The organism is Comamonas sp. (genome assembly GCF_036666375.1).
GTDB lineage: Bacteria > Pseudomonadota > Gammaproteobacteria > Burkholderiales > Burkholderiaceae_C > Comamonas.
Window position 1 is genome coordinate 20,947 of sequence record NZ_JAVWWA010000057.1, and the last position, 10,392, is coordinate 31,338.

Annotated in this window: 7 protein-coding genes; 5 read left to right on the forward strand and 2 right to left on the reverse strand. The window is 65.6% G+C overall.

The window, feature by feature from the left end; all coding sequences use genetic code 11:
- The first annotated feature begins 78 nt into the window (after positions 1–78).
- The gene (locus RR928_RS14610; protein WP_332549628.1) at positions 79–1,068 is read left to right on the forward strand and encodes a hypothetical protein; all 990 of its coding nucleotides are present in this window, start codon (positions 79–81) and stop codon (positions 1,066–1,068) included.
- A gap of 192 nt (positions 1,069–1,260) precedes the next feature.
- Positions 1,261–1,869 (forward strand): hypothetical protein, encoded by a 609-nt coding sequence (locus tag RR928_RS14615; protein WP_332683088.1) that lies wholly within the window; start codon positions 1,261–1,263, stop codon positions 1,867–1,869.
- Positions 1,870–1,873: 4 nt separating this feature from the next.
- Here RR928_RS14615 and RR928_RS14620 read toward each other — a convergent pair whose 3' ends face one another.
- Together RR928_RS14620 and RR928_RS14625 are read right to left on the reverse strand one after the other, a co-directional pair.
- Positions 1,874–3,634, reverse strand: a complete 1,761-nt coding sequence (locus RR928_RS14620) for an MFS transporter (RefSeq protein WP_442881514.1) — start codon at positions 3,632–3,634, stop codon at positions 1,874–1,876.
- A gap of 57 nt (positions 3,635–3,691) precedes the next feature.
- Entirely contained in the window at positions 3,692–4,195 is a 504-nt protein-coding gene (locus RR928_RS14625; protein WP_332538363.1) for an Lrp/AsnC family transcriptional regulator, read from the reverse strand.
- 178 nt (positions 4,196–4,373) lie between these two features.
- On the opposite strand from RR928_RS14625, the gene RR928_RS14630 reads away from it, so the two are divergent.
- From RR928_RS14630 to secD, 3 genes are all read left to right on the forward strand, one after another.
- The gene (locus RR928_RS14630; RefSeq protein WP_332683090.1) at positions 4,374–8,018 is read left to right on the forward strand and encodes an indolepyruvate ferredoxin oxidoreductase family protein; all 3,645 of its coding nucleotides are present in this window, start codon (positions 4,374–4,376) and stop codon (positions 8,016–8,018) included.
- Positions 8,019–8,369: 351 nt separating this feature from the next.
- Positions 8,370–8,702 carry a preprotein translocase subunit YajC gene (gene yajC / locus RR928_RS14635; protein WP_213295176.1) on the forward strand — a complete coding sequence of 111 codons (333 nt, stop codon included), beginning with the start codon at positions 8,370–8,372 and terminating at the stop codon, positions 8,700–8,702.
- A gap of 96 nt (positions 8,703–8,798) precedes the next feature.
- Positions 8,799–10,392, forward strand: a 1,594-nt coding sequence (gene secD / locus RR928_RS14640) for a protein translocase subunit SecD (RefSeq protein WP_332683093.1), incomplete at its 3' end; no start/stop codon positions are given.

Consider the following 10,392-nt stretch of genomic DNA (forward strand, 5'->3'; position numbering starts at 1 on the left):
CGACCACAGCGGCATGGAATGGGACCGGAAAATGGAAATGGCTTTGCCCGCTTCCATTCCTCTTCACTCCCATTCCATATGCCGCCGAAACTCCGCACCAATTCATTGACGCAGGCCACGCCTTCCGGTACCCCACCCGAATTCGATCCCGTGCTCACGCGGAACCCGGGTCGCGCGAGCGAAATGCCGGTGCAGGACGATGACAGCCATTGCCCGCCACCGCCGCTGATTCACGACAATCCTCTGCAGCATTTGCAGCATCCGTTCACCGTCAGGCCCGTGGAGCCGCAGCGCACGCACTTTGAAATCACATGGCAGGAGTGCCCGGCGAACCTGGTGACGCCCTCGTCATCGAAATATCGGCTGAGCGGTGAGACGCTGTCTCCCATACATCTGCAGCGCATGGCCGACCACAGCATGCCCATGCGCCTGTCGGCAGCGCATTTTCCCCAGCTCGAGGATATCGCCGGCTCGCCTGTTTCAAGCACCGCCCAACCTCGTTTCGATTGCGCGACCGGCAAGTTTGTCGATGGGGAGGATCTGCATGAACTCCACCAATTGAGTCCCATCAGCAGCTACCACTCCTTCGGCCCCCTGCCCACGCCGGAGTTCGACAGCACGGGTCACGTGATGCGGCTTGCGCAGCCCGGCGATACGCAGCTGCCGCTGCTTTCAGCGCAGCGGGCGTGCGTCACCCCGCCGTTCAGCACAGTGGCCCAGCGTTCAGAAGACGACGATGCGCTCCAATCCCCGCAGGGGGTGGCGCATTCCAGCGCGGCCGTTGCATTGCCGCTGCGCGGGGAAAATCTCGAAGAATTCGATGAAAACCAGGCAGACTGCGCGCCTCCTACGCTGTCAGGGACCTTGCTCGATGCCTGGCAGACGCAGATGCAGACGCCGCCCAACTGCCAGTCTGCCCCCGGCAGCGCGCCTGCGGTTCTCAGCCGGACGACGGCCGGGCAACGTGAACTTGAAGCCCATGACGCGTTGGACAGCAACGATGCGGCCGCTGTCGCGGACGACTTTTCTGCCGTGCAGCTGGTGGCCAGCCAGGACGCCATGCCATGAGAGTCCCTTGAACTCTGCTGCAGCCATGCATAATCGGCAGAGTTTTGGTAAAAACTATTGAGTTTTTTTGCCGATAACCAAATCCTAAAACCCTGTCGCCATTCGGCTGTCGCCCCCCTTCGCACCCGGCTGACCGAGGCGCGGAAAAGGCAATCCGAGAATAAAGAACCATTTCGCGGCAGGATCTTTCATATGTCTTTCTATCCCCCGCCCTTCACAGGCAACGCCCCCGTCCCTTCGAGCCAGAATGCGCGCGACCTGCACATCCCGGGCTGCGATCCTGTCGAGCCACTGGACGTCTTCCCCCGGTACTCGGACGCGTTGCAGCAGGTAATCACCCGGCCGCTGCCCGCTTTTCTGTTGGAGCAGGAAGCGCCGCCGCCGGTGCCGGAACCCCCTGTCCAGCACGGCCCCGACATCTGGTCGCATCTGCGGCACAGCATCTACAACAAACCGCGGCCACATGCGGTGCAGCAGGCGCAGGCGCGCGAAGTGGAAGACGCATTCGACATCAATCGCTTCCTCGACCGGGTCCAGACTCTCAATCCAGAAAATCCGTACCGCGCGGCGGCAGAACCGCCGGGCTCCAGGAATGGTGTTCAGGAGGCGCAGGAATTCGACGACTTGCAGATCATCACCTATACCCCGGTGCCGGCGGCTTACCCGGCACCGCCCCGCTGCCTCCTGTGGCTGGATGGGGGCGGCGAGCCTGCCGCGGCGGAGACCGGCAGTGAAAACCAGGTCGTGCTCTGCGCCTCCAACGCCGAGGATGCGCAGCCGCCCTCATGGGCGCTGGGCTGAAGCGTCAGAGCGATTCGGCGAAATAGCGCGTCACGCGCGGCGGGCCCTCGCCCACATGGAAGGCCAGCTTGCGGTCGCGCAGCGAGACGTCATAGGCCGTGACGCGGTCGAAGCGGCGCAGATGCTCGGTCCACGACTCGTCGATGATCTGTTCGACGAAGCGCTCGGGCTGGCTCATGCTGTGCAGCAGCGTCCAGCCCAGGGCGCCCTGGCGCATGCGGCTGCGCCGGCTTTCCTGCATCAGCTGGCGGAATTCCTCGGTCTGCGCGGGCTGGATGATGTACTCGATGGTCACGACCACGCGCCCGGCTTCGGGCGCCATGGTCGCCTCGGGCGCCTTGAACGCCTTGGACGGGCTCAGGTCTTCCTCGATCTGCCGGTCGGATGACAGCCGCTGCACCAGCAGCATGGCCACCACGCCGCTGAAGGCCGCGATGATCAGGCTGGTGGAGACCGAAGTGATGGACGCCACCTGGCCCCACAGCGCCGCGCCCAGCGCCGTGCCGCCCATGATGGACATCTGGTAGATCGACATGCCGCGCGCGCGCACCCAGTTGGGCAGCGACATCTGCGCCGCGACGCCCAGCGTATTGGCGGTCGAGATCAGCGCGATGCCGGCCAGCAGCATCGCCACCACGGCCACGGCCAGGTGCGGCGCCAGCGCCACGGTGATGGTTGCCAGCGCCTGCGCGCTGACGCCGGTCAGTATGAGCTTCTCGCGCGGCAGCGCCTGGCGCAGCCGCGGCAGCAGCGTCGCGCCGATGATCGCGCCCGCGCCCATGGAAGCCAGCAGCAGCGTGAACGTGCTCGCGCCGCCTTCATCGCCGACATGCAGACGCTGGGCGACCAGCGGCATCAGCGCCATGATGGCCGTGGTCTGGAAGAAGAAGCAGACGGTGCGCAGCAGCACGGCGCGCATGCGCGGCGACTCGCGCACGAACTGCAGGCCCACGCGCATCGCGCTGGGCAGGCGCTCGCGGCCCAGCGGGCTGTCGGTGTGCTGGCGCTTCCAGCGGATCAGCACGAACGCCGAAATCACCGACAGCGTCGCGTTGAGCACGAACACCCAGGCGCTGCCCAGGCTGGCGATGATCGCGCCCGCGACCAGCGGGCCGATGATGCGCGAGGCATTCATCGCCACCGCGTTGAGCGCCATCGCCGAAGGCAGCTGCGGCTTGGACACCAGTTCGGGGATCAGCGCCGAGAACACGGGCCAGCGCATTGCCAGGCCTATGCCGTTGGCAAAAGTCAGCGCCAGCAGCAGATAAGGCGTCATGTAGCCCGACAGCACGGCCAGGCACAGCACCACGGCGACGGCCGCGACCCAGAACTGGGTGACGATGAAATAGCGCCGGCGGTCGAGAATGTCGGCCAGCGCGCCGCTGGGCAGGCCCAGCAGGAACACCGGCAGCGTGGACGCCGACTGCACCAGCGCCACCAGCACGGGCGAGGTGGTCAGCGAAGTCATCAGCCAGGCGGCGGCAACGTCGTTCATCCACATGCAGGTATTGGCCGCGACCCAGACCATCCACAGCATGCGGAAGGTGGGCTGGCTCAGCGGCGCCCAGACGGCCTGGGAGGCCTTGTGCTGCGCCGCGTGGCTGGCCGCGGCCTGGGCGCTGGCGCGGTCCGCGTCGGCCATGCCCGAAGGATCTTCGAGCAAGCCCCCGCCGGGCGGGCGCACTGCCGAGGAAGATGGGGAAGCGCCATCGCCTGATGGCGATACACGGGCGGAGGGCTGTGGGGGCGTTATCTCGTCTGGCATGTGGTCGTGATTTTGCGACCAAAGCGGGCTTCCTGCATGAAAGTCCGCGGCTTTCCGTTACCGGACGTAGCCGTTGCCTGCCCCCTGCCGCAGCAGATGCTCCAGCGGCAAGGCCGCGCTGGCCTTGATTTCGCCCAGTGAAAAGCTGGTGTGCACGTCCTTGACGTTGGGCAGGTTGAGCAGCACGTTGCGCGCGAACTGCGCGAAGCTGTCGAGGTCGCGCGTCACGACCTGCAGCTCGAACGTGCCCGAGCCGCTGATGTAGTGGCAGGACACCACTTCGGGAATCTTGCGTATCGCCTCCTCGGTCTCCAGCGTCAGCGGCCCCGAAGTGCGCACCGCGTCCAGCCGCACGAAGGCCAGCACGCCCAGGCCTATCTTGTGGCGGTCGATCTCGGCGTGGTAGCCCTTGATGAAGCCCGCCTCCTCGAGCGCACGCACGCGCCGCCAGCAGGGCGCGGCCGACAGGCCCACGCGCTGCGCAAGCTCGGCGTTGGTCAAACGCGCATCCGCCTGGAGTTGCGCAAGGATGGCAACGTCAAATTTGTCCAATGTGTTCAAAATAACTCCATATAGAGCAAGAATCTTTCCGAGAATAGCGAAAACAGCGCATACAACGCAATCACTTATCGCTGACTCAGGAATACACTGAGCGGGAGATCAAGCAAAAACAAAGTGCCTGCGCCCGGAATATTTCCGGCGCAAGAAATGCACCTTTCCACCTCGATGGAGACAAGTTATGAATGCCCCCCTGCCCGAGCACCTAAGGCGTGCACTGGAGACCGTCACTCTCGATGACAAATACGCGCTGGCCCAGGGCCGCGCATTCATGAGCGGGGTGCAGGCGCTGGTTCGCCTGCCCATGCTGCAGCAGCAGCGCGACGCCGCCGCCGGCCTGCACACCGCGGGTTTCATCAGCGGCTACCGCGGCTCGCCGCTGGGTGTCTATGACCAGTCGCTGTGGGCCGCCAAGAAGCACCTGGCGCAGCACGACATCGTGTTCCAGCCCGGCGTCAATGAGGAACTTGCCGCGACCGCCGTCTGGGGCACGCAGCAGCTCGACATCTACCCCGACACCAAGAAGTTCGACGGCGTGTTCGGCATCTGGTACGGCAAGGGCCCGGGCGTGGACCGCTGCTCCGACGTGTTCAAGCACGCCAACATGGCGGGCACGGCCAAGCACGGCGGCGTGCTGGCAATTGCCGGCGACGACCACATCAGCAAGAGCAGCACGGCCGCGCACCAGAGCGACCACATCTTCAAGGCCTGCAGCACGCCGGTGTTCTTCCCGAGCAGCGTGCAGGACATCCTCGACATGGGCCTGCATGGCATTGCCATGAGCCGCTTCTCGGGCCTGTGGTCCGGAGTGAAGACCATCCAGGAAGTCGTCGAGTCCTCGGCCAGCGTCTCCATCGATCCCGACCGCGTGAAGATCGTGCTGCCCGAAGACTTCGTGATGCCGCCCGGCGGCCTGCACATCCGCTGGCCCGATGCGCCGCTGGAGCAGGAAGCGCGGATGATGGATTACAAGTGGTACGCGGCCCTGGCCTATGTGCGCGCCAACCGCCTCAACTACAACGTGATCGAAGGCCCGAATGACCGCTTCGGCCTGATTGCCAGCGGCAAGGCCTACAACGACACGCGCCAGGCGCTGGTCGACCTGGGCCTGGACGACGATGTCTGCCGCCATCTGGGAATCCGCGTGCACAAGGTCAACGTGGTCTGGCCGCTGGAAGCCACGATCACGCGCGAGTTCGCGCGCGGCCTGCAGGAAATCCTGGTCGTCGAGGAAAAGCGCCAGGTCATCGAATACCAGATCAAGGAAGAGCTCTACAACTGGCGCTCCGACGTGCGCCCCAACGTGCTGGGCAAGTTCGACGAAGGCGAAGGCGATACCTCGGGCGGCGAATGGAGCCAGCCCAACCCCAGCCAGAACTGGCTGCTGCGCGCCAAGGCCGACCTCACGCCGGCCATCATTGCCAAGGCGATCGCCAAGCGCCTGAAGAAGCTGGGCGTGCCCGACGACATCGTCGCGCGCATGGAGCAGCGCCTGGCCGTGATCGAAGCGCGCGAACGCGCGCTGGCCGCGCCGCTGGTCGAGACCGGCGACCGCCAGCCCTGGTTCTGCAGCGGCTGCCCGCACAACACCAGCACGCGCGTTCCGGATGGCTCGCGTGCCGTGGCCGGCATCGGCTGCCACTACATGGCCAACTGGATGCCCGACCGCAACACCTCGACGTTCACCCAGATGGGCGGCGAAGGCGTGACCTGGGTAGGCCAGCAGCCGTTCACCACCGAACCGCATGTGTTCGCCAACCTGGGCGACGGCACCTATTTCCACAGCGGCCTGCTGGCGATTCGCCAGAGCATTGCCGCAGGCGTCAACATCACCTACAAGATCCTGTACAACGACGCGGTGGCGATGACCGGCGGCCAGCAGGTGGGCGAACGCCCCGAAGGGCATTCGGTCGCGCAGATCGCCCACAGCCTGCGCGCCGAAGGCGTGGTCAAGCTGGTCGTGGTCACCGACGACCCGGCCAAGTACGAAGGCCGCACCCACCATGTGAAAGGCAGCGCGGCGCGTTCGGGTCACCCCGAGCTGCTGGACGACCTGCCCGCGGGCATTGAAGTCTTCCACCGCGACGAGCTGGACCGCATCCAGCGCGAACTGCGCGAGACCAAGGGCTGCACGGCGCTGATCTACGACCAGACCTGCGCCACCGAAAAGCGCCGCCGCCGCAAGCGCGGCACGCTGGCCACGCCCGACAAGGTCGTGGTGATCAACGAGCTGGTCTGCGAAGGCTGCGGCGACTGCTCGGTGCAGTCCAACTGCCTGTCGGTGGAGCCGGTGGAGACCGAGTTCGGCCGCAAGCGCCGCATCAATCAGAACAGCTGCAACAAGGACTACTCCTGCCTCAAGGGCTTTTGCCCGAGTTTCGTCACCGTTGAAGGCGGAACGCTCAAGAAGCCGAAGAAAGAGAAGAAAGGCCAGCTCAATACGCTGCCGCCGCTGCCCGAACCGGTGCTGCCGCTGGCGGAAAGCGCCTGGGGCATCGTTGTCGGCGGCGTAGGCGGCACGGGCGTGATCACCATAGGCTCGCTGCTGGGCATGGCCGCCCACCTCGACGGCAAGGGCGTGGTCACGCAGGACGCCGGCGGCCTGGCCCAAAAGGGCGGCGCCACCTGGAGCCATATCCAGATCGCGCTGCGGCCCGAGGCCATCTACACCACCAAGGTCGACACCGCCAAGGCCGATCTGGTGATAGGCTGCGACCCGATTGTCGCGGCGCACAAGTCGACGCTGGCTGTCATGCAGCCGGGCCGCACCTATGTCGCGCTCAACAACCACGCAACGCCCACGGCGGCGTTCGTGCACGACCCCGACTGGCAGTTCCCCGGCGGCAGCTGCGCCAGCGCGATTGAAAACGCGGTCGGCCCCGGCCTGGTCGGCAGCTTCGACGCCGAGCAGGCGGCGGTGCAGCTGATCGGCGACAGCATCTACGCCAACCCGCTGCTGCTGGGCTATGCCTGGCAGAAGGGCCGCGTGCCGCTGTCGCATGCCGCGCTGATGCGCTCCATGGAGCTCAACGGCGTGCAGATCGAGAACAACAAGGCGGCGTTTGAATGGGGCCGGCGCTGCGCCCACGACCTGGCCGAAGTCCAGGCGCTGTACCAGGCGACCCAGGTCATCCACTTCGCGAAGAAGCCCGGCCTGGAGGAAATCGTCGCCAAGCGCGTGGAATTCCTCACCGGCTACCAGAACACGGCCTATGCCGACAGCTACAAGGCGCTGGTCGACCAGGTGCACTCCGCCGAACTGGCGCTGGGCAAGGGCACGCGCCTGTCCGAAGCCGTGGCGCGCTACCTGTTCAAGCTCATGGCCTATAAGGATGAGTACGAAGTCGCGCGCCTGCATACCGATGCGGCGTTCACCACCAAGCTGGCCAACATGTTCGAAGGCGACTACAAGCTGGTGCATCACCTCGCGCCGCCGCTGCTGGCGAAAAAGGACGACCAGGGCCATCTGCGCAAGAAGACCTTCGGCCCCTGGGTGCGCAGCGCCTTTGGCGTGCTGACCCGCCTGCGCGGACTGCGCGGCACGGCCTTCGATGTCTTTGGCTATACCGAGGAACGCCGCACCGAGCGCGCGCTGATCGCCGAGTACCGCCAGGACATCACCGCGCTGCTCGCCGGTCTGACCCAGGAGCGCCTGGCGCTGGCCGTGGAAATCGCCAGCGTTCCCGAAGGCATTCGCGGCTACGGCCATGTGAAGGAACGCCATCTGGAGGCCGCGCAGGCCAAGCGTGCGGCGCTGCTGGCGCAGTGGAGCGCGCCGGTCGCGGCGGCTGCAGACGTGGCGCAGCGCGGCACGGTGGCGCACTGAACGGTTTGTGAGACAGGCCGCCCATCCTTCGACCGGGCCGCGCAGGCAAGCTCAGGACGAACGGAATAAGCGTTTGTCGTGGGCTTGCCGCGACGGCCCTGGCGAAGGGTCAACGGCCTTCCCGCCAGTAACTTCCAAGCGCCCTCAAGGGAACTTGTCACGCCCGCCCGGCCCAAAGCCTGGGCGGGCGTGTTGTTTCCTGCGGCGCCACCAAATACCCAAATGCCTGCGGGTCGGCCCTGGGGCCGATGAGAAACACCCGCATACAATGTTCCGTTACCCATCCGGCGCGCAGCCCGCGGCCGGCATGAGAATTCCTTTTTGCCCCATCCATCTGTTGGAGTCTTCGCCGTGTTTATTTCTTCCGCTTTTGCCCAGACCGCTCCTGCCGCCGCTGCCGAGGGCGGCATGATGGGTTCGCTCACAGGCATGCTGCCGCTGGTGCTGATGTTCGTGGTGCTCTACTTCGTGATGATTCGTCCCCAGATGAAGCGTCAGAAGGAACACCGCGCCATGATCGACGCGCTGGCCAAGGGTGACGAAGTCGCCACCGCCGGCGGCCTGATCGGCAAGGTCACGGGCCTGTCCGACGGTTTCGTCCAGGTCGAGATCTCGTCCGGCGTCGAAGTGCAGCTGCAGCGCAGCGCCGTGACGCAAGTGCTGCCCAAGGGCTCGGTCAAGTAATTTTTTCGCTGTCGAAGACGCTGTCTTCACCCCGGCCCGGCGCCTGACCGCAGGCTGCCGAGCCCATTGTGCTTTCTGAGAGATACGAGCGCGATCATGAACCGATATCCGGTCTGGAAATACGCGATCATCGTGATCGCGCTGCTGGTAGGTGTGCTTTACACCCTGCCCAATTTTTTCGGTGAAGCGCCTGCAGTGCAGGTGTCTTCGTCCAAAGCCACCGTCAAGGTGGACGCGGCTGTCATGCAGCGCGTCGAAGAGGCGCTCAAGGCCGCGAACGTCACGCCCGACACGCTGACGCTCGAAGGCACATCGATACGCGCACGCTTCAACACGCCCGACGAGCAGCTGCAGGCCAAGGACGCGATCCAGCGGGCCCTGGTGCCCGACGCCAACGATCCCGCCTACATCGTCGCGCTGAATCTGGTCTCGCGCTCGCCCAACTGGCTTACGGCCATTGGCGCCAAGCCCATGTACCTGGGTCTGGATCTGCGCGGCGGCGTGCATTTCATGCTGCAGGTCGACATGCAGGCCGCGCTGACCAAGAAGGCCGAGTCCTTCACGGGCGATCTGCGCTCGGGCCTGCGCGACAAGAACATCCGCCACGGCGGCATTTCGCGCGAAGGCCAGAACATCGAGATCCGTCTGCGCGACGAAGCCTCGCTGACGGCCGCGCGCAACCTGATTGCCGACCAGTATCCCGATCTGCAGACCACGAGCCAGCCTGACGGCAGCGAGTTCCGCCTGCGCGCCTCGATCAAGCCCGAAGCCCTGCGCAAGGTGCAGGAACAGGCGCTCAAGCAGAACATCGTGACCCTGCACAACCGCATCAACGAACTCGGCGTCGCCGAGCCCGTGATCCAGCAGCAGGGCCTGGACCGCATCGTGGTCCAGCTGCCAGGCGTGCAGGACACCGCCAAGGCCAAGGACATCCTGGGCCGCACCGCGACCCTCGAAGTGCGCATGGTCGACGAATCCAGCGAAGCCCGCGCGGCCGAAATGGGCTCGGGCCCGGTGCCGTTCGGCGCCGAGAAGTATCTTGACCGCAGCGGCCAGGCCGTGATCGTCAAGAAGCAGGTCGTGCTCACGGGCGAGAACCTGACCGACGCCCAGCCCGGCTTCGACGGCCAGACGCAGGAACCCACGGTGAACCTGACGCTGGACGCCAAGGGCGCGCGCATCTTCAAGGACATCACGCGCGAGAACGTCGGCAAGCGCATGGCCATCGTGCTGTTTGAAAAGGGCAAGGGAGAAGTCGTGACGGCGCCCGTGATCCGCGCCGAGATCAGCGGCGGCCGCGTGCAGATTTCCGGCCGCATGACGACCATGGAAGCCAACGACACCTCGCTGCTGCTGCGCGCCGGTTCGCTGGCCGCGCCCATGGAAATCATCGAGGAATACACCATCGGCCCCAGCCTGGGTGCCGACAACATCGACCGCGGCATCCACTCCGTGGTCTGGGGCATGGTGGCGATCGCCGTGTTCATGTGCGTCTATTACATGATGTTCGGCATCTTCTCGACGGTCGCGCTGTCGATCAACGTGCTGCTGCTGCTGGCCATCCTGTCGATGCTGCAGGCCACGCTGACCCTGCCCGGCATTGCCGCCATGGCGCTGGCGCTGGGCGTGGCCATCGACTCCAACGTGCTGATCAACGAGCGCATCCGCGAGGAACTGCGCGCCGGCGCCT